A 25,833-nucleotide genomic window follows, 5' to 3' on the forward strand; every position below is an offset into this window, starting at 1 on the left:
CCCCCTTTTTTTTAAGTATACTGTGTTTTCATAGCTTATTCAAATAAGTTGTTGACACAAAATAAAAAGAGGCATAGAGTATTTATTATTTTAGTTATTACAAAAAAAAGGAAGTGATTTAATGCTTAGTCGTATGAAGAAAAGATTTACGTTTTCAGCTCCACTTATTATTGCTGGAAGCTTTCTATGTTTAATCTCATTAGGTACGATTTTATTGAAGTTACCCATTGCAACGACAACTGATATTTCCTGGGTAGATGCGTTATTTGTTGCTACTTCTGCAACGACAGTTACTGGACTTAGTGTATTTGACCCTGGAACGACTTTGACGCTTTTTGGGGAACTTGTCCTTCTCTTTCTTATCCAATGTGGAGGAATTGGATTAATGACTTTTGCAGTTGCTGTGCTAATTTTGCTTGGCAAGAAAATTGGCTTACAGCATAGAATTTACTTACAGGAGTCTTTTAGTCTGGAATCAATTGGTGGTATTGTAAAACTAACAAAACTAATCTTACTATTTGTCTTATCTGTTGAAGCTTTAGCAATTATTTTGTTAACACTTCATTGGATTCCAGCTTACGGCTTCGGAGATGCTTTTTATTTTAGTTTATTTCATGTGGTATCAGCCTTTAATAATGCCGGTTTTTCATTGTTTCCTGACAATTTAATGGGATTTACGAATGATCCGATTGTTACCCTCTTATTATCTAGTTTGTTTATTATCGGTGGGCTTGGATTTGTCGTAGTTGTCGATATTTTTCAAAAGAAATCCTTTCATAGCTGGTTTTTACATACGAAATTGATGGTCGTAGGAACGATTGGTATGAATATTTTTGCAACTATTATTTTCTTTCTATTGGAATATCATAATACCGAGACAATCGGTACTATGGGGTTATTCGAGAAGATCTCTACTTCTTATTTCAATGCAGTAACTCCTCGAACTGCAGGGTTTAATATGGTAGATTATGCTCAAATGGAGGATGCTTCTTTATTATTTACGATGTTTTTAATGTTCATAGGTGGTGGTAGTGCATCAACCGCTTCGGGTATTAAGTTAACAACTTTTATAGTGGCAATTTTATCGACACTTGCTTTCTTTCGTTATCAAGAGGAGCCAGTACTTTTTGGTAGAACGATTCGTAAGGAAACAATTATTCGTTCTTTAGCTATTTCTACTGTTAGTTTAATGATTGTATTTTTATTTACTTTTGTGTTAACGATTAGTGAAAGACTTCCATTACTACCTCTAATGTTTGAGGTATTTTCTGCATTCGGTACTGTAGGTTTATCGATGGGAGTTACCTCGCAACTAAGTGATGTTGGTGAAGTCCTCATATGTATCGTTATGTTCCTAGGTAGAATCGGACCGCTTACGTTATTTTTCATTTTGACGAAACCGAAAAAAGTAAATTATCGCTTTCCGTATGAGCAGGTTTTTACGGGTTAATCTTCAGTAGGGGGAAATTTGAGTTTGTCGTGTGCTGACTCACTGGAAAGATAATCGGATGGCTTATCCACATTATCGGGTGGTTCCTCCTCATTATCGGATGGCTTCTCCTCATAATCGGGTGGTTCCTCCTCATTATCGGATGGTTACTCTCCATAAGAAGAAACAAAAAATAGACCGCCTCCAAATGTAAGAACATTTGGAGGCGGTCTATGTTTTTTAGCGCTTTACAATCTCTTCTTGTAAAATTTTGTTTACAAGAGGTGGGTTCGCTTGGCCTTTTGTTGCCTTCATGATTTGACCTACTAGGAAACCAATTGCACGATCTTTCCCGTTTTTAAAGTCTTCAATTGATTGTGGATTAGCATCCAAAGTTGCTACGACAATTTCACGAAGTGCGCCTTCGTCTGAAATTTGTACTAATCCTTTTGCTTTTACAATTTCTTCTGCAGAGCCACCATTTTCGATAAGCTCCTTGAATACTTTTTTAGCTATTTTAGATGAAATTGTTCCATCTTCAATTAATTTAATCATACCAGCAAGTCCAGCTGGAGTTAAAGGAGTAGCAGATAACTCTTTTTGCTCAGCGTTTAAATAAGCAGAAACTTCGCCCATTAACCAGTTAGCAGAAAGTTTGACATCTGCTCCATCAGCTGTTGTTGCTTCAAAGAAGTTCGCCATGTCTTTTGATAATGTTAATACATGAGCATCATATGGAGATAAACCAAGCTCTTCGACGTAACGTTGTTTACGTGCATCTGGTAGCTCTGGAATTTCTGCGCGTACACGTTCTAACCAAGCATCATCAATTACAAGATCAACTAAATCCGGTTCAGGGAAATAACGATAATCGTCTGTTCCTTCTTTAACACGCATAAGGATTGTTTTACCTGTTTTCTCATCATAACGACGAGTTTCTTGTTCAATTACTCCACCTGAAGAAAGCACTTGTGCTTGACGGATTTCTTCATGTTCTAAACCTCTACGTACATAGTTGAAAGAGTTTAAGTTTTTCAACTCTGTTTTAGTACCAAATTCTTCTTGGCCGTATGGACGTATAGAAATATTAGCATCACAGCGTAAAGATCCTTCCTCCATTTTACAGTCCGAAACATCTGTATATTGGATAATGGCTTTTACTTTTTCCAGGTAAGCATAAGCTTCTTCAGGAGTACGAATGTCTGGCTCTGATACGATTTCCACTAGTGGAGTGCCTTGACGGTTAAAGTCTACTAAAGAATATCCATCCGCATGTGATAATTTACCTGCATCTTCTTCCATATGAAGACGAGTAATACCAATACGTTTTTTCTCTCCGTTAACTTCAATTTCAACCCATCCATTTTTACCAATTGGCTTATCAAATTGTGAAATTTGATAAGCTTTTGGATTGTCAGGATAGAAATAATTTTTACGGTCAAATTTAGTATTTTGTTCGATTTCCATGTTTAATGCAAGAGCAGCACGCATAGCAAAATCGACCACGTTTTTATTTAACACAGGTAGTACCCCTGGATATCCAAGATCTACTACTGTTGTATTTGTATTTGGTTCAGCCCCAAAGTGATTTGGTGCAGCTGAGAAGATTTTAGAGTTAGTTTTTAACTCTACGTGTACTTCTAATCCAATAACTGTTTCAAAGTTCATGTTATTTTCCCTCCCAGATTTGAGGAGTTTGTGTATGGAAATCAGTCGCTTGCTCATAAGCATGAGCTACACGATAAATTGTCGACTCATCAAAGTAATTCCCAATAATTTGTAAGCCAAGTGGTAAGCCGTTTTCAAATCCACATGGGATAGAAATAGCTGGGACACCTGCTAGGTTAATTGGAATAGTTAAAATATCGTTTGCATACATCGTTAATGGATCTTCTACGTTCTCACCAATTTTAAATGCTGGTGTTGGTGCAGTAGGTCCGACAATAACATCATAGTCTGCTAATACTTTATCGTAATCTTCTTTGATTAATGTACGAACTTGTTGTGCTTTTTTATAGTAAGCATCGTAAGTACCAGCGCTTAAAGAATAAGTTCCCAGCATAATACGACGTTTTACTTCATCCCCAAACCCTTGAGAACGAGTTTCTTTATAAAGATCCATTAAGTTTTGTACATTTTCTGCTCGGAAGCCATAACGAATACCATCGAAACGAGAAAGGTTAGATGAAGCTTCTGAAGATGAAAGAATATAGTATGTTGCTAAAGCGTATTTTGAATGTGGTAATGAAACCTCTTCCCAAGTTGCTCCTAGATTCTCCAATACTTTTAATGCATCAAGAACGGATTGACGAACTGCTTCGCTAACACCTTCACCTAAATATTCTTTTGGTACTGCGATTCGAAGACCTTTAACATCGCCAGTTAGAGCTGATGCGAAATTTGGTACTTCTACGTCTGCTGAAGTAGAATCATGTGGATCAAGTCCAGAAATTGCTTCTAGTAATAAGGCATTATCTGTTACGTTGCGAGTAATCGGACCGATTTGGTCAAGGGAAGATGCGAATGCAACTAATCCAAAACGTGAAACTCGTCCATAAGTAGGTTTCATCCCAACAACACCACAATAAGATGCTGGTTGACGGATTGAACCACCTGTATCAGAACCTAATGAGAATGGAACCTCTCCTGCTGCTACTGCAGCTGCTGATGCACCAGAAGAACCTCCAGGTACTCGGTCAAGTGACCATGGATTTTTTGTTGTTTTATATGCTGAGTTTTCATTCGAAGAACCCATTGCAAATTCATCCATGTTTAATTTCCCAATAGTGACCATTCCTGCATCGCGTAGCTTTTTCACAACAGTTGCATCATAAATTGGATTGAATCCTTTTAATATTTTACTTGCACAAGTTGTTTCTAAACCTTCTGTTACAATATTATCTTTCACTCCGATTGGTAGACCAAATAATGGTCCACGTTCTGCAAAAGGTACTTGATCTAATTCTGCAGCTGTTGCTGTCGCTTTTTCTTTATTTAATGCTAAGAAAGCCTCTACATCACCATCTAGTTTTTCTACGCGTTCATAAGCTTCTTTTGTCAAATCAGCGATTGTAATTTCATTGCTATGTAAAAGCGCTTGTAGTTCTTTTGCTGAACGTTCAAATAACGTCATACTTTTCCCTCCTAACAACTATTAATCCATAATGGATGGTACTTTTACTTGACCTGCTTCTTGTTCTTTCACATTTAACATCATCGTTTCACGGTCTAATCCTTTAATTGCTTCATCTTTACGTAAAACATTTACTAAAGGTAAGACATGCGTTGTTGGTACTACATTCGTAGTATCCAATTCTTTTAGTTGCTCTGCAAAGTCCGTAATTGCTGCTAACTGCACTGCAAACTTTTCAGCCTCTTCTTCTGTGATTGCTAATCGTGCTAAATGCGCTACGTGCTTTACTTCTTCTTTTGAAATATTCGCCAATTTTCACACCTCCGAATTCAATAACCATAAGCAATATCATATCATTTTTCACTCTAGTTGAACAGAGTGTTACTTTTTCCACTCTTATTGGGTGTATATATGCACATAGGCATCTTCTTCTCCAGATTTCTTCACTAATAATGCTTCTGCTCCATCCAGAGAGTTTATTTGTACCTCTATATTCATAGCAGGATTAAAGTGAGTTTTGATTAAACCAGCTATATGCTGTGTGAACCCAATCAATTCTGCCGTACCGTAGAATTGAATCGGAATTGTAATGGTCAATTTTTGGAGCTGTTGATCTTTAAAATAACCAGTTCCAATCACGCTTGTATAATTTGAAAAATACGTTTCCACATCTTGTTTGAAGTTGCGGAAAATAGTATCTAAATCACGATATTTTTCTTCTGAAGCTGCCGTTGGGAATAAAATATATTCTTCATCTATTGCTTTCCAATCTGACACATTTTTCCCGCTTGGAGCAACACCATACGAAAAATATGTTCCGGGAACAACAGCATTTCTACTGTTTTGTTTGAACAGACCAACAACGATTGGAACATCTGCAAGTCCTTCTATTTGACGCATGCGATTTACTACTTCATCTGCTATTTTCTTCCCATTTTCTTCAATTTGTTTTTGAGTTAATGGCTCTTCAAAGGTCGCACCATATGCTTCCTTTTGATAATAATAAATAGAGTTTAAAGCAAGCCCTACAGAAACTCCCGCTAGTTTTACAGTGTTATCTACTTTTTCTAAGTAATTTTGCTCCACAATATGCGTAATATAGACAGGTGCATTTTTGGCTTTTTCTTCACCAATTAGCCCTTCATCACTTGGATTTAATCCATCAACCGTTTGATTGCTTCTTGCTAACCACGAACTAATCGTACTGCCTTCTAAATATTGTCCTTCTTGAAATAAATACTTATCCGGGGAAAACTCATTTTGTGATATTCGCAGCAGACCAGTTTCTACTTCTTTCATATCGTATTTCGTTGCAAGATTAGAGACTACCAATCCTCTACTTGCACTTTCCTCATAAGGTAAAATAGTACGGTAGTAATTCTCATCTAATTGTAAACTAGGAATAATCACTGTTTTCGCAGCTTCTTCTTCAGTATTCTGAAGGACTTCTGGTTCTTCTCTCAATGAAGGAGTACACCCAGAAACAATTAGCAATAAAATTAGCGTAGATATACCTATATATTTTTTGGCCATGACTTAGAACTCCTTTACTCCGCTAATTGGTCTAGCAGCTTTTGTTCATCCCAGATTTCGATTCCAAGACCTGTAGCTTTTTCTAGCTTAGACCCTGCTTCTTCTCCTGCTATTACTAAATCAGTTTTTTTACTTACACTTCCTGCAACTTTGCCGCCTAATGACTCAATTTTTTCTTTCGCTTCTGGACGTGATAATTGCATCAGCTTTCCTGTTAAGACAACAGTTTTACCCGCAAACGGACTATTCTCTAAAGTCGATACATCAATAATTTTCCCTGTATATTGAAGAACCAATCCAGCTGTTCTTAATCGTTGCATGAGCTGTTGTGCTTCTTCTTGCTCAAAATACGTTACGAGGGAATCTGCCATCTTGTCCCCAATCTCATTGATTGTAGTAAGCTCTTCTCTTGTAGCTTTCATTAGTGCATCGAAGTTATGAAAAGTTTCGGACAGTATTTTTGCTGCCTTTTCCCCAATATGGCGAATGCCAAGACCAAACAATACTCGTTCCATCGAGTTCTCTTTGGAAGCTTCTATTGCAGTCACTAAGTTAGTGGCAGATTTCAATCCCATACGCTCTAGCTTAATCAAATCTTCTATTGTTAATTTGTATAAATCAGAAACGTCTTTAATCAACTGCTCCCTAAATAACTGTACGACAACCTTTTCTCCTAGACCTTCAATATTCATCGCATTACGAGAGGCAAAATGATAAATTCCTTCTTGAATTTGAGCGGGACATTGTGGATTCACACATCGTAATGCAACTTCCTCTTCTATTCTCACCAATTCACTCTCACAAACAGGACAATGAGTTGGCATTTCATAAGGTATCTCTGTGCCTTTTCTTTCTTCCAGTATTACTGCTACGACTTCTGGTATAATATCGCCAGCTTTTCGAATAATGACACGGTCTCCAATGCGAATATCCTTTTCCCGGATTAAATCTTCATTGTGCAAAGTCGCACGTTGAACCGTAGAACCTGCTACTTGTGCAGGTACTAAGATTGCAGTAGGTGTAACGACTCCAGTTCGTCCAACCGTTAAGTCGATATCAAGTATAGTTGTAACTACTTCTTCTGCTGGGAATTTATAAGCTATCGCAAAGCGCGGACTTTTTGCGGTAAATCCTAGCTCCTCCTGGTGAGCATAGTCATTTACTTTAATCACGATACCATCAATTTCATAAGGTATATCGTTTCTTCTAGCTGTCCATTCTTCTATATACTCAAGTACTTCTTCTATAGAAGAACACTCTCTTGCTTCCTTATTCGTCGGCAGACCTTGTTCTTTCATAAACTTCAATGCCTCGGAGTGTTTATCAACATTCTGCCCTTCTCCATCACCACCCATGCCGTAAACGAACATAGCCAAATTCCTGCTTGCAGCCATTTTTGGATCTAGCTGACGAAGAGATCCTGCAGCAGCGTTTCTCGGATTTGCAAATAATTCTTCTCCGCGTTCAGCCCGTTCTTCATTTAACTTTTCAAACGAAGCTTTCGGCATGTACGCTTCACCTCTTGCTTCAAGTGTTACGTTGTCTTTTAAACGAAGTGGGATTGAGCGGATTGTTTTTATATTACTCGTTATGTCTTCACCAGTCGTTCCGTCACCACGAGTAGCTCCTCTTACTAAGCGACCTTCTTCGTATAGAAGCGAAACGGCCAATCCATCTATTTTTAATTCGCATACATACGATGGTGTTTCATCAATAATACCAACAATTCGTTTATCAAAATCCCGAAGATCATCTTCGTTAAATGCATTGGAAAGACTAAGCATTGGATTTGTATGAGTCACTTTTTTAAAACCTTCTGTTACTACTAGTCCTACTCGTTGCGTCGGAGAATCCGGCATTATTAAATGAGGATTTTGTTCTTCTAGTGATATCAATTCATGTAAGTATTGATCATACACTGCATCTGGAACAATCGGATCGTCTAACACGTAGTATGCATATCCATATTCATATAAAAGCTTATGCAGCTCTTTTACTCGTTGTTCTAATTTATCCATGGGGTTTTCCTCCACTAAGTGAATTATCCTTTTTCAATCGGTGCAAATTTAGCGAGCAATCGCTTAATACCAGTCGGACTTGGGAATGCGATATCAAGCTCCGTATCTTCCCCATCACCACGAACACTAACAACCATACCTTCTCCCCATTTTTTATGCGCAGCTTTATCTCCCACTTTCCAGCCCATTTTATCTCCACCTGATTGTTTATACGCAGGTGTAGCAACTGGTGCTCTTCTTGTTTGTGGGGTTGCTATAGAAGTGGTAGAAGAACTCATTTTTCCTTCTTTCTTCCCTCCAACTGATTCGATAATCTCATCTGAAATTTCTGCAATAAAACGGGAAGGACTATTGAAGCTTCCACGACCAAAAATGGTCCGAGATTGTGCACATGTAATAATCAGTCTTTCCTCTGCTCTAGTAATACCAACATAAGCAAGTCGACGTTCTTCTTCCATCTCTTCATCATCCCCAAGAGAACGGGAATGAGGAAAAATATTTTCTTCCATTCCAATGATAAATACTACAGGAAACTCAAGTCCCTTTGCAGCATGCATCGTCATTAAGATGATATTTCCTTGAGATACATCCTGGTCTTCATCTAATTTATCGATATCAGAAATAAGCGCTAAATCTGTTAAGAAGGAGACAAGTGATTTATCGTCACTTTGTTCTTCAAACGCTTTTGTAACAGACAAGAACTCTTCGATATTTTCTAAGCGACTTTCCGCTTCAATCGTTTTTTCATTTTTCAACATAGTTCGGTACCCTGTTTTTTCTAGCACTTGCTCTACAATTTCGGTTACCGATAGGTACTCTTGCATCTGTGTGAAGTTTTGAATAAGTCCTTGGAATTGCACAACTGAGTTAACAGCACGGGCAGGTAATCCCATGAAATCTACTTCATTCAATGCATCGAGAATGGACCGATCTTGTTCAAGCGCATACATAGCCATACGTTCAAAAGAAGTTGCGCCAATATTACGTTTCGGCTCATTAATAATTCGCGCTAAGGACAAATCGTCATCGTTGTTGGCAATCAAACGAAGATAGGCTAATAAGTCTTTAATTTCTTTACGATCGTAGAACTTAGTCCCGCCTACTATTGTATACGACATATTCGATTTAACGAGTACTTCCTCAATCACACGTGATTGAGCATTAGTTCGGTATAGTATAGCGAAATCGTCCAAGGTACGGTTTTCTTTTTCCATCATTTCTTGAATGGATTGCACAACAAACTGAGCTTCCTGTTGCTCATTAAAAGCACGGAATAGCTGAATTTTTTCGCCTTCATTATTTTCTGTTCTTAGCACCTTAGGATATCTGCTCGTGTTATTACCAATGACGTCATTAGCAGCTTGTAAGATTCTTTGTGAAGAGCGATAATTTTGCTCCAGCATAATCACTGTTGCATTTGGATAATCCTTTTCAAACGATAAAATATTTTGAATATCTGCTCCACGCCAGCGATAAATGGATTGATCGGAGTCACCAACGACACAAATGTTTTTGAATTTCTGTGCAAGCATCTGTACTAATTCATATTGTGCTTTATTGGTATCTTGGTACTCATCTACATGAATATATTGGAATTTATTTTGATAAAACTCTAGTACTTCGGGCACTCGTTTAAAGAGGGTCAACGTTGTCATAATTAAATCATCAAAATCGAGGGATTGGTTTTTTCTTAAACGCTTTTCATACCCTTTATATACCTCTGCAACGGTTTTTTCAAATGGGTTAAATTCGTTCATCTGCGCTTTAAATGTATCTGCGTCAATACATATATTTTTAGCACTACTAATTGCATTTAACATCGAACGTGGATCATACTTTTTCGAATCAATATTCTGTTCTTTTAAAATACTTTTTATAACCGATAACTGATCAGTCGTATCTAAAATAGAGAAATTTTTCGAAAAACCGATTCGATCAATATCTCTCCTTAAAATACGAACACACATCGAGTGAAAAGTGGAGACCCACATACTCTCTCCAGTTCCTGCACCCAAGATACTATTGATGCGTTCACGCATTTCACGTGCAGCTTTATTTGTAAATGTAATGGCAAGTATTTTGGAAGGATAGACTTCCTTTTCCACTATTAAATACGCAATTCGATGCGTTAATACACGTGTTTTACCAGACCCTGCTCCAGCCATAATGAGTAGAGGACCATCTGTTGTTTTTACAGCTTTTTCTTGCTCTTTGTTCATACCGTTTAATAAATTTTTCGCTATAAGCTCCATAATACACTCCCTCTACAAGAACATTCGTTCCTATCATTATACATTTGAATCTTACTTATCTCAAATGTTACTTGACTGCATTTACTGTTTTCAATGCCTCTTCTAAATTTTCATACACTTGATTCCCTATAATAATTGTATCTGCATAGGCCGACATTTCCTTTGCCTGCGCCTCCGTTTGTATTCCTCCACCATAAAAAAGGTGTGTACGGACAAGAACGGATTTCACTTGTTTCACAGCTTCTACATCGCCATACATCCCGCTATATTCCATATAAAAAATAGGGAATTTGAACATATGCTCGACCATTTGAGCATAAGCAATAATATCATCTGTTGTTTCTACCTGCTGAGCATTTGTCAGCTTAGCAGCTTTGCAATCAGGATTTAAGACACAATATCCCTCAGGAATAATTTCTTCCCAGTTCATTAATTCACCGAATTCTTTCATTGCAGCATGATGTAAATCTTTCACCCATTTGGTATCCGTGCTATTTAAGACACTTGGAATAAAATAAAAATCAAAGCCAGGCGTAATAGACTCGATTGTAGATACTTCTAGAGCTACAGGAACAGCATATCTTCTAACACGCATCAATAAATCAATAACATTATCAAGAGTAATATCATCCGAACCACCAATAATAATTGCGTCGGTCCCAGATTCACAAATCTTCTCTAAATCTTCAGCGTCAATTGTTTTTGCCGGATCCAATTTAAATATATGTCGCCATTCTTTATAATCCATTATCTCACCTACATATAGTTAATTTACATTCATTCATTATAACAAAAAAACTGAACAGATATCTCTGTTCAGTAAAGGCCATCGTGAAAAACATATTTATAGTTAATATGTCAGGCTTTTTAAAAAAAGTATGTCCAAGTCCGAGCTTATTCTTTCGAATTTGGGATAGGTAATTCCTCTGGATAAAGACGACCAAGCATCTCATCATAGGTTCCGTTGCCATAATCAAATGCGCGTCTTACACGTGAAATTGTTGCAGTACTTGCACCTGTTTCTTTCTTAATAGTTTCATATGTTTTTTTCATGCGTAATAAATGTGCTACTTCAAAACGCTGTGCCAAGGACTGAATCTCACTTATAGTACATAAGTCATCAAAAAATCGATAACATTCATCCATATCTTTTAATTGTAAAATCGATTTAAATAATTGGTCCGTTTGATGACCTTTGATTTTTTCAATTTGCATATTTGTTTCATTCCTCTCTATACTATCAACTGTCAAGGTAAAAAGTTTACCATACTTTCTAATCCTGGTTTCATTGGAACAAAACTAATCCATGTTTTCCCTTGCACTAGTTTTGCAGGAACCCCATTTTCCATAGGAACGAGAACCCCATCAACATTTTCCCACTCAATGACCTTCATTACACCAGCTTGGAATAGATAAGCGTTCCCCCCACCAGTTAAAGTGATTTGTTGTCGGCCAGCATTATCAATGGTTTTATGAGGCATTTCCATAAAAATGACATTTGAAAGTTTCACAGGTTCATCTGTTTCTTTGTCGATCGTTAAGATTCCAGCTGTTTTCCTTTCATATAGGCCTTCCTCTGGTATATACGTATACTCATTTTCAAAACTTGATCCTGAACCATATCGTATGCTTACGTTAGTAACGGGATTTCCAATTTTTGCACCTTCTAATGTTTCGTAGAAGCTGAAAGTGGGAACTTTATCGATTTTCATCGGGGCTCCTACTCGTTCTGCACCCGCAAAAATATTTTCGTTTGAAATGTACGAATTATGTGGTGCTTTACGATCCTTTGATCGTTTAAAGAGTATTCCATCATACTGCATACCATTAATATTATCAACAACTTTTGCATTTAGCATTTTCTGTGCATCAGGACTATATCCATGTGCAATATAAAAGGCATTTAAGCCTTTTGCGATGTCTATAAAATAGTCTCGTGCACTTCGAACAGGTCCTATAGTTTCCGGAATACTACTTTGATAGAGTGCTAGGAATCTCGTGACATTTCCTTCCGCTAGCATTTCATATACGATATCTGCTTGTGAAATTCCGGACTGTGGTCTAGCTAGTGGATGATTATTGATCGTCACAAGAATCGGTCTTTGTGTTAATTCTATTTCTGAACCGACTCCTGTAAAAGGTGCGGTAAATGGTAACACAACTGGTTCTTCTACTACATCTACTGTCTCTTCTAAAGGCTCTTCTACTGATTTTACTTCTTCCTTAACTTCTTCCTCGTTGGAACAAGCCATAAGAAGTAAGCAAATAACACCTAAAAATCCCCATTTTTTGAACACATATATCCCCCTACCTCATAACAGCTGGAAATAGTACTTGTTTTTTCATGACATCGAAAATACCTCTTTGGGTAACTCGTACATATGGTAAATGTGTAGCCTGCAAAAAGGATAAAGTATAGATAGCATCCCCATGCCTAAATCCTCTTGCAGCTAGCTCTTTCTTCAGAAGCAACTCTTCTTCTATTAACGCTTCCATTGGCTTATCAGATAATCCTCCACCAATAGCAAGATTAATAGAACAAACAACTTCATCGTTCTCAACGAGGACAATTCCTCCATTCATCTTCTTCATTTCGTTAAATGCCTGTAGCATGCATTTTTTATTTTTACCGATTAATAAAATGTCACCGGTGCTAGAATAAGAAGATGCAAATCCCTTTAAGGTCGTAGCAAATCCTTTAATCAGGGTGGAAACTTTCCATTTACCATGGCGATCTATTAACAAAAGGAAGCTTTGATCATGACTCGTGGACAGTTCATTGTCTGTCGTATCGACGCTGACTGAATAAGGCTTTGTAATAACATCGTTTACCATTTCAATTCCAAAAGGCATGGAAAATTGGAAGTCAGACTCCGACAAGTCGAAGTCTATATTTAGATCTGGCATATCCGACCAATCAATTGGAGCAAATGCATGCACTTGTTCACTAGCTCGTTTTAACCATACTCCTTTTGATAAAACACTTATTGGTACAGGACTTTGCTCATCTACTAAAAAGTTAAGCGTGGCAAATCTTCCTGTTGCAATTACCCCGTGTAAATTAGATAAATTATAATATTTTGCTACATTAAATGAAGCCATTAAATAAGCATCGATTGGATTTACCCCAGCATCTAAAGCTACCTGAATACACTTATCCATCACTCCATCTGTATGAAATGAAGGGGTTGCACCATCTGTAGTCATCATTAAATGATCGAAAATATGAAGATCCTTCTCTAGTATACCTTTTAGTAATATAGGTAAATCAGGACGAATGGATGAGTGACGAAGCGTCACAGCATAACCATGAAGAATTCGTCTTTCCACTTCTTCAATGGTCATCGATTCATGGTCGCCATCTGCTCCAAGAAGACGCATACGTGCAAGCGTGCGCTCCGATGCTCCTGGGAAATGACCTTCAATTTTCATACCATTCGTTTTTGCTTGCTGCATCCAATACAACATCTGATCATCGCCAGAAAGTAATCTCGGCCAACCAGTTAGCTCCCCTCCCATAATAACATCCGGTCTCTCTATCCATTCACCGACTTTTTTAGAAGTGAATAATTCTTCTTCATTTTCAAGCTCGGTTTGCGAATCAAAACGGGCCCACCAATAGAACGCGAAGGGTAATTCTTTTAATTGGTCCATTATTGAAAACGCTTTCTTATTCTTAAGCATCAAAAATAAGATTAAGTTATCCGCTATGAATGTTGTAGTTCCTAACTGCGCTGCATAATCTGCAAAGGTTTGTGGATTATATAGTTGGAATGGATGTACATGAGGTTCAATATAGCCTGGCACAATCTTTTGACCAGTTGCATCATACACTTCTGTTTTATCCGAAATAAGAGGCATTTCTGAACCAGTGTATACAATTCGGTCTTTTACAATCCAAATATTACCGGTAATCCATTTTTTTAAATGACTGTGTAGATAAGTTGCATTGGTAATAAGAATATCTGGTGCTTGTGTTCCATTTACAACATCTATTTGATGTCTTATCTCTTCTATTTTCCAAATTGGATATTGCATACCATCCATGCTCCTTCCTGTAAATATGTACTTAGAAATAATATTAGCATAGTACTTTAGTAAAGCAAAGTGTTGATTTCTATTTTTAGTAAATTCTGAGAAAAAATTATTTTATGGATCCTGTTAAACTAGGCTGCTGTTTTTTAGAAGCATATACTTTGTGCCGAAAATCCGCGAGACTCCTGCGGAAAAACCGCCTCAGGTAACAGCAGGATCGTTTAACAGATCCTTATTATAAAAGAGGATGTCTCCAACAAATCGCTGGGACACCCTCTTTTAACTATTGAAACGTTCTCCAGCCTATATCTTTTCTGAAAAATAAACCTTCCCATTCTAACTTAGATAGGCCTACATATACTTTTTGCTGCGCTTCTTTCAATGTTGACTCGCTTCCTACTACTAAAATAACACGGCCTCCATTTGCAATAAAACCTTCCGTTCCTGCTTTAGTACCAGCATGGAACACGTGAAGACCTGCTTCTTCTAGAACAGCAAGATTTGGCAACTGAGCACCTTTTTGTACATCATTTGGATAACCAGCAGATGCGATGACAACACCTAGCATTTCTGCATCAGACCATTCCAACTCAAAAGGTTTTTCATCCATTAGAGCGGTAATGAAAAGTCCAAAATCCGAAGTCATACGAGGAAGTACTACTTGTGTTTCCGGATCTCCAAAACGAGCATTGAACTCGATTACTTTTGGTCCATCATCCGTTATTATTAGTCCTGCATATAAAATACCGGTGAATGGTGTACCTTCTTGTTCCATTGCTTTCACTGTTGGTACCACAACTGTATTGTAAGCTAGTTCTACTACTTCGCTTGCAATTTGAGGAACTGGTGAATAAGCACCCATTCCTCCAGTATTTGGCCCCTTGTCACCATCATATGCACGTTTATGGTCTTGAGAAATAACCATTGGATAAATTTGACCGTTATGCACAAATGACATATAGGAAATTTCTTCTCCAACTAGAAACTCTTCAATTACTACACTTGACGATGATTCACCAAATAATTGATTGCCAATCATATCTTCGACCGCTGTATTCGCTTCGTCCACAGACATTGCGACAACGACACCTTTACCTGCAGCCAGACCGTCTGCTTTTATAACGATTGGAGCACCAAGCTTTTCAATATATGCTTTTGCCTTGTCTACTTCCGTAAACGTTTCATAGGCAGCAGTTGGAATATTATACTTTTTCATCAGCTCTTTAGCGAACGATTTACTTCCTTCCAATTGTGCTGCAGCTTTGTTAGGTCCAAAAATACGAAGATTGTGCTTAGTGAAGTGATCAACGATTCCAGCCACAAGTGGTTGCTCTGGCCCAACAAATGTTAGATCAATCTCATTTTCTATAGCAAACTGTGCAAGCTCTTCAAATGCCATTGAATCGATTGGGATAATCTGTGCATCATTTACCATTCCAGCATTTCCTGGTGCTACATATACATTATTTACGGAAGGAGAGTTATTAAATTGCTTTACGATGGCATGCTCACGGCCGCCACTACCAATTACGAGAATTTTCATGTACAAAGCCTCCCTTAATGTTTGAAATGACGAACGCCAGTGAATACCATTGCAATTCCATATTCGTTTGCTTTATCGATAGAATCTTGGTCTTTTACAGACCCACCTGTTTGAATAATTGCTGTGATACCAGCTTTTGCAGCAGTTTCTACAGTATCGTTCATTGGGAAGAATGCATCCGATGCAAGTCCTGCCCCTTTTGCACGTTCTCCAGCTTGCTCTAATGCAATTTTAGCAGATCCTACACGATTCATTTGTCCAGCACCAACGCCAATTGTCATATCTTCTGTAGCCACTACGATTGCGTTAGATTTCACGTGTTTCACTACGTTCCAGCCAAGCTCTAATGCTTTCCACTCTTCTGCTGTAGGCTCACGGTCTGTTACTACTTTCACGTCTGCATCTTTTAAACCATAAGTATCTGGAGATTGAATTAATAATCCACCTTCTACAGAAACTGTGTTCCATGCATCTTTTTTCGTTTGTTCGTAAGAGATTGTGAGAAGACGAATGTTTTTCTTCGCAGTCAACATAGCAATTGCTTCTTCTGTGAAGGAAGGAGCGATGATGATTTCTAAGAAAATGCCTGCTAAAACTTTTGCAGTTGCTGCATCTACTTCACGATTCAACGCAACGATACCTCCGAAAATGGACGTTGAATCTGCTTCATATGCTTTATTAAAAGCAGCAGAGATTGTTTCGCCTGTTCCAACACCACAAGGATTCATATGTTTTACCGCTACTGCAGCAGGAATTTCAAATTCTTTCACGATTTGAATAGCAGCATTTGCATCTTGAATGTTGTTATAAGAAAGCTCCTTACCATGCAATTGAGTTGCAGAAGCAATCGAGAAATCAGATCCAAGTGGACGTTGGTAAAATGCTGCTTTTTGGTGAGGGTTTTCACCGTAACGTAAAGCTTGCTTACGCTCATATGTAAGTGTTAGTAATTCAGGGAATTCTTCGCCAGTTAAATCTGTCATGTAGCTAGCGATTAACGCATCGTATGCTGCTGTATGACGGAAAACTTTTGCAGCTAGCTTGCGACGTGTTTCTAGTGTCGTTTCACCAGTTTCTTTTAACTGTGCTAATACTTCCGCATAGTCAGAAGCATCTGTTACGACTGTTACGTATTGATGGTTTTTTGCAGCAGAACGTAACATTGATGGACCACCGATATCGATATTTTCAATCGCATCTTCAAACGCAACATTAGGTTTTGAAATAGTTTCACGGAAAGGATATAAATTCACACATACTACTTGTATAGGTGTAATACTATGTTCTTCTAGTTGTGCTTGGTGAGAAGGATCATCATGTTTCGCTAATAATCCACCATGAATCATTGGATTTAATGTTTTAACGCGCCCATCTAAAATTTCTGGGAAGTTTGTTACAGAGTCTACTGATGTAATAGCCACACCATTTTCTTCTAAAAATGCTTTCGTTCCACCAGTTGATAAAATTTCATACCCTAATTCAACTAACTCTTTTGCAAATTCAAGAATTCCTGATTTATCTGAAAGGCTAATTAACGCACGTTTTGCCACAATAATTCCTCCTCTTATTTAAGAAAAGCCGGTAATGCTACCGGCTCCATAGTTCTTGTAAAGTCTTCGTATATAATGCATGCTCTAGTGTGTGAATTCGTTCTTCAGTTTTCTCTCTATCTCCAACTACAACTTCAACTGCAGCCTGCGCTAAGATGGGTCCTGTATCCATTCCGGCATCCACATAATGAACTGTAACTCCAGTAACCTTTGCCCCATGCTCCAACGCTTGTCCAATTGCATCTTTTCCTGGGAAAGAAGGAAGTAAGGATGGATGGATGTTAATGATTCGACTCGGATATGCATTCAGTAACACATTGCCTACTAATCGCATGTAACCAGCAAGTACAATCCATTCCACCTTCAACTCCATTAGCTTCAGCAATATTTCTTTCTCATACGCTTCTTTTGAAGGGAATTCCTTTTGGATGATAACAAGAGTTTCGATACCCGCTTCTTTCGCTCTTTGAATAACGAAAGCATCACGCTTGTCGGTTACAACAAGCTGGATGCTACCACATAGTTTCCCACTTTGAATGGCATCGTAAATCGCTTGAAAATTACTGCCACTCCCAGATGCAAACACTGCAAACTTAGGAGTTTCTATCATTACACTAAACTCCCGTCATGCGCTCCGTTGAATAAAACACCTTCACCTTTCACAACACGACCGATTGTATAAGCTTTTTCTCCATGAGCTTCCGCAATTGCAATTGCTTTTTCCGCTTCTTCTGCAGATAAAGCTAGGACAAAGCCTACACCCATATTAAAGACATTATATAAATCACGGTCCGTCAACTCGCCTTTTTCTTTCAATAAATCGAAAACAGGAAGTACTTCCCATGAGCCTAATTCGACTTCCACTGCTAAACCTTCTGGCATCATACGTGGCAAGTTTTCATAGAAGCCTCCACCAGTAACATGTGCCATTCCATGAATAGAAAGTGATTCATGCATTTCCATTACTGGCTTCGCATAAATTTTAGTTGGTGTTAAAAGAGCCTTTCCTATTTCGCCAAGGCCTTCATAACCTTCTACAACCGTTTCCGGAGTGTAACCTTGTGCTTCAAATATAACTTTACGAACAAGTGAATAACCATTCGAGTGTACGCCGCTAGATGCAAGTCCAACTAACACGTCTCCTTCGGCAATATTCTCACCTGTTACAATTTTTGATTTTTCACAAGCACCCACAGCAAATCCAGCTAAGTCATACTCGTCTTCCTCGTATAGACCTGGCATTTCCGCTGTTTCGCCGCCGATTAAAGCTGCTCCAGATTGTACACAACCATCTGCAACGCCTTTTACAATTTGCTCAATACGAGCAGGAACTGCTTTCCCTACTGCAACATAGTCCAAGAAGAATAATGGTTGTGCACCTTGTGCCACAATATCATTCACACACATTGCAACACAATCCACCCCAATTGTATCGTGTGAATCTGTCATAAACGCTAATTTTAACTTCGTACCAACACCATCTGTTCCAGAAATAAGGACAGGTTCTTTATAATTTAATGAAGACAAATCGAACATGCCGCCGAAACCACCGAAAGTACCCATTATCCCTTTTCTTGCTGTACGTTCGACATGTGATTTCATTCGCTGAACTGCTTCATAACCAGCTTCAATATTAACGCCTGCTTTTTCATATGCTTTTGACATGTAAAATCCTCCTATCGAACAAGCTCTTTTTCATGCGGTAATTTGGTATTCGGGGCGATTGGAGTCGGATACTCGCCAGTAAAACAAGCTAAGCAGTGCCCACAATTTTTCCCTTCATCCGTTCGACCAATTGATTCCACCATGCCTTCTACTGATAAAAAGGAAAGAGAGTCCGCACCAATGAGTTCACGCATTTCTTCCACGCTATTATTAGCTGCAATTAACTCCTCATCCGAACTAATATCAATCCCATAGAAACAAGGATTTTTAAGTGGAGGTGAGCTAATAACAACATGTACCTCTTTCGCTCCAGCCTCTTTCAACATTTTCACAATACGTCTAGAAGTAGTCCCACGTACGATAGAATCATCCACCATTACTACGCGTTTTCCCGCTACGACTTGACGTACTGGTGAAAGCTTCATCTTAACGCCGCGCTCACGAAGATCTTGTGATGGTTGGATAAATGTACGACCCACATAACGGTTTTTAATAAGTCCCATTTCATAAGGGATTCCAGATGCTTCCGAAAACCCTATTGCCGCTGAAATACTAGAATCCGGCACTCCCGTAACAATATCTGCTTCTATTTGGATTTCTTTTGCAAGCTGTTTTCCAAGGCGTTTTCTTGCCATATGGATATTAATACCATCGATATTCGAATCAGGTCGAGAGAAGTAGACATACTCCATTGTACAAATAGCACGTTCTGCTGGCTCCGAAAAACGTTCGGAACGTAAACCTTCATCATTAATAATAATAAGCTCGCCTGGTTCAACAGAACGAATAGCTTCTGCACCGATCAAATCAAATGCACTTGTTTCCGAAGCTACTACCCAAGCATCGCCCAGTTTACCTAATGAAAGTGGACGCATGCCATGTGGATCCAAGGCTACTAATAATTTATCTTCCGTTAAAATCATAACTGCAAATGCACCATCTAATAATCTTAGCGCTTCTTTTGCACGATCCACTACCGAATTATGATGACTTTTCTTCAATAAATGTGCAATTACTTCTGTATCAGAAGTCGTTTGAAAAATACTACCTTGCTGTTCTAAGTTTCGTTTTAAACGACCCGCATTTACGATGTTTCCATTATGTGCGATTGCAAGACTCCCAGTAGTCGAATTAAAAAGAAGTGGTTGAACATTTTCAAGACCAGATCCGCCTGAAGTTGCATAACGAACATGTGCTACTCCAGCTTTTCCTTCTAGTTTTTCAAGCTTGCCATTACTGAAGACATCATTTACTAAACCTTCACCTTTGACAGCTCTTAATACTTTTCCATCTGTTACGACAATTCCAGCGCCTTCTTGTCCTCGATGTTGAAGTGCATGCAAACCATAATAACTAATCGGTGCAGGATCCGGGTGTCCCCAAACTCCAAAAACACCACATTCTTCGTTTAAGCCTCTGATGTTAGCAAGCATGGTATTGCTCCTTTCCAAGCGGAACGGAATTCGTCAACAGAACCGCTAATCCATTCAGTTCCGTCTTCGTTAGTAATTACTACTTTATTAGCATCTGTTACAGCACCAATTTTAACCGCGTCTTTTACGATTTCTTCAAATTTAGCTGCATTTTCAGGTTTAACAGTTATAAGGAAACGTGATTGAGATTCACTAAATAATGCTGTTGTTGCAGAACCATTAATAGTTACTTCTACTCCAAGTCCATTCGCACCAAAAGCTTTTTCTGCTAATGCTACTGCAAATCCGCCTTCTGCGATATCATGTGCAGATTGTACGACACCTGTTTTAATGGCAGAAAGTAAAGCTTTTTGACGCGCTGCTTCTACTTGTAAATCAATAGTAGGCGCTTGACCAAAGATACGTTTCTCAACCATTTTCTGAAGCTCAGATCCACCAAATTCTGTTTTGGTTTCGCCCATTAGATAGATGAAATCTCCAACTTGCTTCACTGATTGAGTTGTTACATGAGCTAAGTCTTCTACAAGTCCAACAAGACCAATTGTTGGTGTCGGATAAACTGCTGTACCACTTCGTTCATTGTATAACGACACGTTCCCACCGATTACTGGTGAATCTAATGCGATACAAGCTTCTGAAATACCATCAGCTGATTTATCCAACTGCCAGAAGATTTCAGGGTTTTCCGGGTTACCAAAGTTTAAGCAGTCTGTAATAGCAAGTGGTTTCGCACCCGAACATACGACGTTACGTGCTGCTTCCGCTACTGCAATTTTTCCACCTACAACTGGATCTAAGTAGATATATCTTGAATTACAATCGGTTGTCATTGCTAATCCTTTATTCGTACCACGCACACGTACTACCGCAGCATCTGAACCAGGTGTTACTACAGTACTTGTACGAACTTGATAGTCATATTGGTCATAAACCCATTCTTTAGATGCGATCGTTGGTTGTTGAAGTAAATTTAATAAAGTTTCTTTATAATCTGACACTTCAGGCTCCACGTTCTCCATCGCTTGGAATTCCGTAAAGTAAGCAGGAACAGCAGATGGCTTATAATACACTGGTGCTTCTTCAGCTAGTGCATCTGCAGGAACTTCTGCTACAACTTCTCCGTTATGAAGCAGACGAAGCATTTTATCATTCGTTACTTTACCTACAGCAACACAGTCTAAATCGTACTTTTCAAAAATCTGTACGATTTCATCTTCGCGCCCTTTTTTCACAACGATTAGCATACGTTCTTGTGATTCAGAAAGCATCATTTCATATGCAGTCATACCAGTTTCACGTTGAGGTACAAAGTCTAAGTTCATTTCTACGCCATGACCAGCTTTAGAAGCCATTTCAGCAGATGATGATGTTAAACCTGCAGCACCCATATCTTGAATACCAATGATTGCATCTGATTTGATTACTTCTAAACATGCTTCCAGAAGTAATTTCTCCATAAATGGATCTCCAACTTGAACAGCTGGACGTTTTTCTTCTGAAGCTTCAGTTAATTCTTCCGAGGCGAATGTCGCACCGTGGATACCGTCACGTCCTGTTTTTGCTCCAGCGTACATGACTGTATTTCCTTCACCAGCCGCAATCCCTTTTTGAATATCTTCATGATTAATCAAACCAACGCACATTGCGTTAACTAGTGGATTACCTTCGTAACAGTCGTCAAATTGGATTTCTCCACCAACTGTTGGAATCCCGATACAGTTACCGTAGCCAGCAATCCCTGCTACAACTTCTTCAAATAAGTATTTCACTCTTGGAGTTTTCAATTCGCCAAAACGTAATGAATTCAACATCGCAATTGGACGAGCACCCATGGAGAAAACGTCACGAATAATTCCACCAACACCTGTAGCTGCTCCTTGGTATGGTTCAATTGCAGATGGGTGATTGTGCGATTCCATTTTAAATACAACCGCTTGACCGTCACCAATATCAACGATTCCAGCACCTTCACCTGGTCCCTGTAGTACTTGAGGGCCTTTTGTAGGGAATTTACGTAATACTGGCTTCGAGTTTTTATATGAGCAGTGTTCAGACCACATAACAGAGAACAAACCTGTTTCTGTATAGTTTGGAAGACGACCTAAAATCTTTTCTACCATTTCAAATTCTTCATCTGACATACCCATTTGAGCGTATAATTTTTGTTCTTTAATTTGCTCTGGATTTGGTTCAAGCATGATTGACATGAGATTCCCTCCACTGTTTCACAATTGATTTGAATAAAGCTAGTCCGTCTGATCCGCCCATAATATCATTAGCAGCTCGTTCTGGATGAGGCATCATTCCAAGTACGTTTCCTTTTTCATTCACGATACCTGCAATGTCTTCGATACTTCCATTTGGATTTTCAGATGCATAAGTAAATACAATTTGATTATTCTCTTTTAAACTAGCAAGCGTTTCTTCGTCGCAATAATAATTCCCTTCGCCGTGTGCAATTGGAATTTGAATCACTTGGTCTTTTTCATATGCTGAAGTAAATTGAGTGTCATTATTTACAACTTGAAGTTCAACTGTACGGCACATAAATTTCAAGTTTTTGTTACGTAATAAAGCTCCTGGTAGAAGACCCGCTTCTGTTAACACTTGGAATCCGTTACAAATACCTAGAACTGGTTTACCCGCTTCTGCTGCTTTCACAACTTCAGACATTACATTAGATTGTTTAGCCATTGCGCCACAACGTAAGTAATCACCATAAGAGAAGCCACCTGGTAATAAAACCCCATCGAATCCGCTTAAGTCCGTTGCATCATGCCACACGTACTCTACTTCTTCTCCAAGCTCGTCTTTAATCGCGTGATACATATCTAAATCACAGTTCGATCCTGGAAAAACGATTACTGCAAATTTCATTTGCTCGTAACCTCCTCAACCTCGTAACGATAGTCTTCAATTACTGTGTTTGTTAGAAGTTTTTCACACATTTCTTTCACAACTGTATCTAAATCACGACCTGCTTCTTCGATTTGAAGCTCTAGAAACTTACCGATACGAACATCTTTCACTTCGTTGTAATTCATGGAGTGAAGAGCACCCATAACAGCTGAACCTTGTGGATCTAAAACACTTTCACGTAATGTTACATATACTTTAACTTTTTTCATTTTGATAATCCTCCTAGGCGGGAAAGTATTATTTCATAAACTTCTGTTAAGCTTCCTAAATTACGTCTAAACACATCTTTGTCTAGTTTGTTGTTCGTTTCATCATCCCATAGTCTACAAGTATCAGGAGAGATTTCATCTGCCAGCAGTATTTCACCTTCTGGAGTTTTACCAAATTCCAATTTAAAATCTATTAACTTAACACCTATTTCTTTAAAAATTGGTTGAAGTACTTTATTGATTTCCAATGCTTTAGTTTGAAGCGTTTCTATTTCTTCAGGTGTTGCAAGAGCAAGTAATTCTAGATGTGCATTTGTCAGTAAAGGATCCCCAAGTGCATCGTCTTTGTAATAAAATTCTACAATCGTATGTTTTAGAGGAATTCCTTCTTCCATACCTAATCTTTTTGCAAGACTTCCTGCTGCTACATTTCGAACAACTACTTCCAGTGGAATAATTTCCACTTTCCTTACCAGTTGTTCATTCTCTGAAATTTGCTCCACAAAATGAGACTCAATTCCATGCTTTTTCAATTGATCAAATAGAATGGTTGTGATTTTATTGTTTAATATCCCTTTACCATCTATTTCTTCTTTTTTCTCTCCGTTAAAAGCTGTAGCGCTATCCTTGTATGAAACATATAGAATATTTTCATCATCTGTTGCGAATAATTGTTTTGCCTTACCTTCATATAAAAGACGACCTTTTTCCAATGAAAATCCCTCCGATAAAGTAATACTTCAATCAGTGGGGTGTTCTTTCCCCACTGATTGTTAGTGAACCATTCGAGCTTTTACGGGTGTTCTAAATGCTGGTTAATTTAGTCCTAGGCGTTCAAAAATCATGTCTACATGTTGGATGTGGTAGTTGTAATCAAAACAATCATCCAAATCTTCTTTTGTTAATAAAGAAGTAATCTTTTCATCTGCATCTACAAATGTACGGAAAGCAGTTTGAGATTCCCACGCTTGCATAGCAAGTGGTTGTACAGTGTCATACGCTGTCTCACGTGCAAGACCTTTGTCAATTAGTGCAAGAAGTACACGTTGAGAATAAATTAATCCTAAAGTAGAATCCATATTACGCTTCATGTTTTCTGGGAATACCGTTAAATTTTTCACGATATTACTGAATCGATTTAACATATAGTTAAGTGCAATTGTTGCATCAGGTAAAATGACACGTTCAGCTGATGAATGCGAAATATCTCTCTCATGCCATAACGCTACGTTTTCAAATGCAGTCACCATATATCCACGAATTAATCTTGATAAACCTACCATATTCTCAGAACCAATTGGGTTACGTTTATGCGGCATTGCAGAGGAACCTTTTTGCCCTTTTGCAAAGAACTCCTCTACTTCACGAGTTTCTGATTTTTGCAGACCACGAACTTCTGTAGCGAATTTTTCAATAGAAGTTGCGACTAAAGCTAATGTGCTCATGTATTGTGCATGGCGATCACGTTGTAAAGTTTGAGTAGAAATTGGTGATGCTGCTAAACCTAATTTTTCACAAACATATTGTTCTACAAATGGATCGATGTTTGCATAAGTTCCTACAGCACCCGACATTTTTCCAGTTTCAATTGATTTAGCTGCTGCTTCAAAACGTTCTAAGTTACGTTTCATTTCTTCTGTCCACAAAGCAAGTTTAAGTCCGAAAGTTGTTGGCTCTGCATGTACTCCATGCGTACGTCCCATCATTACGGTGTATTTATGTTCTTTCGCTTTATTCTCTAGAATCTCGATAAAGTTTTGAATATCTTTACGTAAAATAACATTCGCTTGTTTAATTAAATAAGAAAGAGCTGTATCTACAACATCTGTAGATGTTAGACCGTAATGAACCCATTTACGTTCTTCTCCTAAAGTTTCAGAAACGGCACGAGTAAACGCCACTACATCATGTCTAGTTTCTTGTTCAATTTCTAAAATACGATCTACATTGAAAGATGCATTTTTACGAAGTGCGACAACATCTTCTTTTGGAATATCGCCAATTTCCGACCATGCTTCACAAGCTAAGATTTCTACTTCCAACCATGCATTGTATTTGTTTTCTTCTGTCCAAATAGCTCCCATTTCAGGGCGTGTATAACGTTCTATCATTTA

General features: G+C 38.3%; 21 protein-coding genes. 1 reads left to right on the forward strand and 20 read right to left on the reverse strand.

Translation table 11 applies throughout. The features are described 5' to 3' along the window. Window positions 1-121 precede the first annotated feature (121 nt). Complete coding sequence (locus MHB48_RS17120; protein WP_342599101.1) at window positions 122-1,450, forward strand: TrkH family potassium uptake protein; 1,329 nt, start codon at window positions 122-124, stop codon at window positions 1,448-1,450. Between the two features lie 219 nt (window positions 1,451-1,669). On the opposite strand, the gene gatB is transcribed toward MHB48_RS17120, so the two are convergent. The 20 genes from gatB to purB all read right to left on the reverse strand — a co-directional run bounded on the left by gatB (window position 1,670) and on the right by purB (window position 25,830). Beyond that, window positions 1,670-3,097, reverse strand: a complete 1,428-nt coding sequence (gene gatB, locus MHB48_RS17125) for an Asp-tRNA(Asn)/Glu-tRNA(Gln) amidotransferase subunit GatB (protein WP_342599102.1) — start codon at window positions 3,095-3,097, stop codon at window positions 1,670-1,672. 1 nt (window position 3,098) lies between these two features. Continuing rightward, the gene (gene gatA, locus MHB48_RS17130) at window positions 3,099-4,562 is read right to left on the reverse strand and encodes an Asp-tRNA(Asn)/Glu-tRNA(Gln) amidotransferase subunit GatA (RefSeq protein WP_342599103.1); all 1,464 of its coding nucleotides are present in this window, start codon (window positions 4,560-4,562) and stop codon (window positions 3,099-3,101) included. A 21-nt stretch (window positions 4,563-4,583) separates the two neighbouring features. After that, window positions 4,584-4,874 carry an Asp-tRNA(Asn)/Glu-tRNA(Gln) amidotransferase subunit GatC gene (gene gatC, locus MHB48_RS17135; protein ID WP_340923542.1) on the reverse strand — a complete coding sequence of 97 codons (291 nt, stop codon included), beginning with the start codon at window positions 4,872-4,874 and terminating at the stop codon, window positions 4,584-4,586. 84 nt (window positions 4,875-4,958) lie between these two features. After that, on the reverse strand, window positions 4,959-6,095 hold the full coding sequence (locus tag MHB48_RS17140) for a CamS family sex pheromone protein (protein WP_342599104.1): 1,137 nt from the start codon (window positions 6,093-6,095) through the stop codon (window positions 4,959-4,961). Between the two features lie 14 nt (window positions 6,096-6,109). Further along, window positions 6,110-8,113, reverse strand: a complete 2,004-nt coding sequence (gene ligA / locus MHB48_RS17145; protein ID WP_342599105.1) for an NAD-dependent DNA ligase LigA — start codon at window positions 8,111-8,113, stop codon at window positions 6,110-6,112. A 23-nt stretch (window positions 8,114-8,136) separates the two neighbouring features. Next, window positions 8,137-10,365 (reverse strand): DNA helicase PcrA, encoded by a 2,229-nt coding sequence (gene pcrA, locus MHB48_RS17150; RefSeq protein ID WP_342599106.1) that lies wholly within the window; start codon window positions 10,363-10,365, stop codon window positions 8,137-8,139. Between the two features lie 67 nt (window positions 10,366-10,432). Continuing rightward, window positions 10,433-11,116 carry a heptaprenylglyceryl phosphate synthase gene (locus MHB48_RS17155; protein WP_342601417.1) on the reverse strand — a complete coding sequence of 228 codons (684 nt, stop codon included), beginning with the start codon at window positions 11,114-11,116 and terminating at the stop codon, window positions 10,433-10,435. 143 nt (window positions 11,117-11,259) lie between these two features. Next, window positions 11,260-11,580 carry a YerC/YecD family TrpR-related protein gene (locus MHB48_RS17160; protein WP_342599107.1) on the reverse strand — a complete coding sequence of 107 codons (321 nt, stop codon included), beginning with the start codon at window positions 11,578-11,580 and terminating at the stop codon, window positions 11,260-11,262. A gap of 32 nt (window positions 11,581-11,612) precedes the next feature. After that, a complete protein-coding gene (locus tag MHB48_RS17165; RefSeq protein ID WP_342599108.1) occupies window positions 11,613-12,662 on the reverse strand; it encodes a DUF3048 domain-containing protein in 1,050 nt (349 codons plus the stop codon). A gap of 10 nt (window positions 12,663-12,672) precedes the next feature. Beyond that, a complete protein-coding gene (locus tag MHB48_RS17170) occupies window positions 12,673-14,403 on the reverse strand; it encodes an adenine deaminase C-terminal domain-containing protein (RefSeq protein WP_342601418.1) in 1,731 nt (576 codons plus the stop codon). Between the two features lie 280 nt (window positions 14,404-14,683). Next, window positions 14,684-15,943: a phosphoribosylamine--glycine ligase gene (gene purD / locus MHB48_RS17175; protein WP_342599109.1), complete on the reverse strand. Its 1,260-nt coding sequence runs from the start codon at window positions 15,941-15,943 to the stop codon at window positions 14,684-14,686. A gap of 14 nt (window positions 15,944-15,957) precedes the next feature. Then, a complete protein-coding gene (gene purH, locus MHB48_RS17180) occupies window positions 15,958-17,493 on the reverse strand; it encodes a bifunctional phosphoribosylaminoimidazolecarboxamide formyltransferase/IMP cyclohydrolase (protein ID WP_342599110.1) in 1,536 nt (511 codons plus the stop codon). Between the two features lie 37 nt (window positions 17,494-17,530). Next, window positions 17,531-18,103, reverse strand: coding sequence for a phosphoribosylglycinamide formyltransferase (gene purN, locus MHB48_RS17185; RefSeq protein ID WP_342599111.1), 573 nt, complete (start codon window positions 18,101-18,103; stop codon window positions 17,531-17,533). Next, window positions 18,103-19,158, reverse strand: coding sequence for a phosphoribosylformylglycinamidine cyclo-ligase (gene purM, locus MHB48_RS17190; RefSeq protein WP_342599112.1), 1,056 nt, complete (start codon window positions 19,156-19,158; stop codon window positions 18,103-18,105). The genes purN and purM overlap by 1 nt, the downstream gene beginning before the upstream one ends. A gap of 11 nt (window positions 19,159-19,169) precedes the next feature. Beyond that, window positions 19,170-20,591 carry an amidophosphoribosyltransferase gene (gene purF / locus MHB48_RS17195; protein ID WP_342599113.1) on the reverse strand — a complete coding sequence of 474 codons (1,422 nt, stop codon included), beginning with the start codon at window positions 20,589-20,591 and terminating at the stop codon, window positions 19,170-19,172. After that, the gene (gene purL, locus MHB48_RS17200) at window positions 20,567-22,798 is read right to left on the reverse strand and encodes a phosphoribosylformylglycinamidine synthase subunit PurL (protein ID WP_342599114.1); all 2,232 of its coding nucleotides are present in this window, start codon (window positions 22,796-22,798) and stop codon (window positions 20,567-20,569) included. Before purL ends, purF begins: the two co-directional genes overlap by 25 nt. Beyond that, window positions 22,782-23,468, reverse strand: coding sequence for a phosphoribosylformylglycinamidine synthase subunit PurQ (gene purQ / locus MHB48_RS17205; protein WP_342599115.1), 687 nt, complete (start codon window positions 23,466-23,468; stop codon window positions 22,782-22,784). The genes purL and purQ overlap by 17 nt, the downstream gene beginning before the upstream one ends. Next, the gene (gene purS / locus MHB48_RS17210) at window positions 23,465-23,719 is read right to left on the reverse strand and encodes a phosphoribosylformylglycinamidine synthase subunit PurS (protein WP_342599116.1); all 255 of its coding nucleotides are present in this window, start codon (window positions 23,717-23,719) and stop codon (window positions 23,465-23,467) included. The genes purQ and purS overlap by 4 nt, the downstream gene beginning before the upstream one ends. Beyond that, window positions 23,716-24,432 (reverse strand): phosphoribosylaminoimidazolesuccinocarboxamide synthase, encoded by a 717-nt coding sequence (gene purC / locus MHB48_RS17215; RefSeq protein ID WP_342599117.1) that lies wholly within the window; start codon window positions 24,430-24,432, stop codon window positions 23,716-23,718. The genes purS and purC overlap by 4 nt, the downstream gene beginning before the upstream one ends. Before the next feature lie 102 nt (window positions 24,433-24,534). Further along, window positions 24,535-25,830 (reverse strand): adenylosuccinate lyase, encoded by a 1,296-nt coding sequence (gene purB / locus MHB48_RS17220; RefSeq protein WP_340923579.1) that lies wholly within the window; start codon window positions 25,828-25,830, stop codon window positions 24,535-24,537. Window positions 25,831-25,833 lie beyond the last annotated feature (3 nt).

Source organism: Psychrobacillus sp. FSL H8-0483 (genome assembly GCF_038637725.1).
Taxonomy (GTDB): Bacteria; Bacillota; Bacilli; order Bacillales_A; family Planococcaceae; genus Psychrobacillus.

What these genes read in the sequence shown, in the direction of transcription:
- MHB48_RS17120 (WP_342599101.1), top strand. Translation starts at nt 122, where the DNA reads ATGCTTAGTCGTATGAAGAAAAGATTTACGTTTTCAGCTCCACTTATT.
- gatB (WP_342599102.1), bottom strand. Translation starts at nt 3,097, where the DNA reads ATGAACTTTGAAACAGTTATTGGATTAGAAGTACACGTAGAGTTAAAA.
- gatA (WP_342599103.1), bottom strand. Translation starts at nt 4,562, where the DNA reads ATGACGTTATTTGAACGTTCAGCAAAAGAACTACAAGCGCTTTTACAT.
- MHB48_RS17140 (WP_342599104.1), bottom strand. Translation starts at nt 6,095, where the DNA reads ATGGCCAAAAAATATATAGGTATATCTACGCTAATTTTATTGCTAATT.
- ligA (WP_342599105.1), bottom strand. Translation starts at nt 8,113, where the DNA reads ATGGATAAATTAGAACAACGAGTAAAAGAGCTGCATAAGCTTTTATAT.
- pcrA (WP_342599106.1), bottom strand. Translation starts at nt 10,365, where the DNA reads ATGGAGCTTATAGCGAAAAATTTATTAAACGGTATGAACAAAGAGCAA.
- MHB48_RS17160 (WP_342599107.1), bottom strand. Translation starts at nt 11,580, where the DNA reads ATGCAAATTGAAAAAATCAAAGGTCATCAAACGGACCAATTATTTAAA.
- MHB48_RS17170 (WP_342601418.1), bottom strand. Translation starts at nt 14,403, where the DNA reads ATGCAATATCCAATTTGGAAAATAGAAGAGATAAGACATCAAATAGAT.
- purD (WP_342599109.1), bottom strand. Translation starts at nt 15,943, where the DNA reads ATGAAAATTCTCGTAATTGGTAGTGGCGGCCGTGAGCATGCCATCGTA.
- purN (WP_342599111.1), bottom strand. Translation starts at nt 18,103, where the DNA reads ATGATAGAAACTCCTAAGTTTGCAGTGTTTGCATCTGGGAGTGGCAGT.
- purM (WP_342599112.1), bottom strand. Translation starts at nt 19,158, where the DNA reads ATGTCAAAAGCATATGAAAAAGCAGGCGTTAATATTGAAGCTGGTTAT.
- purF (WP_342599113.1), bottom strand. Translation starts at nt 20,591, where the DNA reads ATGCTTGCTAACATCAGAGGCTTAAACGAAGAATGTGGTGTTTTTGGA.
- purL (WP_342599114.1), bottom strand. Translation starts at nt 22,798, where the DNA reads ATGTCAATCATGCTTGAACCAAATCCAGAGCAAATTAAAGAACAAAAA.
- purQ (WP_342599115.1), bottom strand. Translation starts at nt 23,468, where the DNA reads ATGAAATTTGCAGTAATCGTTTTTCCAGGATCGAACTGTGATTTAGAT.
- purS (WP_342599116.1), bottom strand. Translation starts at nt 23,719, where the DNA reads ATGAAAAAAGTTAAAGTATATGTAACATTACGTGAAAGTGTTTTAGAT.
- purB (WP_340923579.1), bottom strand. Translation starts at nt 25,830, where the DNA reads ATGATAGAACGTTATACACGCCCTGAAATGGGAGCTATTTGGACAGAA.